The organism is Oceanisphaera psychrotolerans (assembly GCF_001870485.1).
Taxonomy (GTDB): domain Bacteria; phylum Pseudomonadota; class Gammaproteobacteria; order Enterobacterales; family Aeromonadaceae; genus Oceanimonas; species Oceanimonas psychrotolerans.
The window spans coordinates 1-644 of the sequence record NZ_MDKE01000062.1 but is presented as its reverse complement, the minus strand read 5'-3'; the positions used below and the strand labels follow the sequence as shown (position 1 = coordinate 644).

General features: G+C 66.5%; 2 protein-coding genes. Both read left to right on the top strand.

The features are described from left to right. Positions 1-47: 47 nt before the first annotated feature. Positions 48-350, top strand: coding sequence for an Ada metal-binding domain-containing protein (locus tag BFR47_RS19325; protein WP_425434019.1), 303 nt, complete (start codon positions 48-50; stop codon positions 348-350). Further along, complete coding sequence (locus BFR47_RS18280) at positions 292-513, top strand: helix-turn-helix domain-containing protein (protein ID WP_217645570.1); 222 nt, start codon at positions 292-294, stop codon at positions 511-513. The genes BFR47_RS19325 and BFR47_RS18280 overlap by 59 nt, the downstream gene beginning before the upstream one ends. Positions 514-644: the final 131 nt, after the last annotated feature.

Sequence of the window (644 nt, the reverse complement as noted above, 5' to 3'; positions counted from 1 at the left end):
GCGCTACATGCTGACCATGACTTCTTCTCCTCTGCCGACTAGCTCCACTGCCTCCGCCGCCGACGTCCAACGGACTCGACCCCGACACCTGCTGGCAAGCCGTGCAGCAGCGCGATGCGTCTTTCGATGGCCGGTTCTGGTATGCGGTGCGCACCACCGGCGTGTACTGCAGGCCCTCCTGCGGGGCACGCACACCCTTGCGCAAGAACGTGGCCTTCCACTGCCAGCTGGCGCTGCGCCGAAGCGGCTGGCTTTCGTCCATGCCAGCGCTGCAAGCCGGACCAGCCGCCCTTGCACGAGCGCCAGGCACAGGCCATCGCGCAAGCCTGCCGCCTGATCGCGCAGGCTGATGAACAGCCCGACACGGCCACGCTGGCGCAGGCCGCGGGCTTGAGCCGTCATCATTTTCATCGTCTCTTCAAGCAGCACACCGGCCTCACTCCCAAGGCCTATGCCGATGCCTATCGAGCCGGCCGTCTGCGCGCGCAACTCCGGCGGCCAGTGCCAGCGTGACCGAAACGCTCTATGACGTCGGCTTCCATTCCAGTGGCCGCTTCTATGCGCAAAGCGCGGCGCAACTGGGCATGAAGCCGGCGACCTATCGTCGCGGCGGCGTGGCGAGAAAATCCGACTTCGCCGTTCGC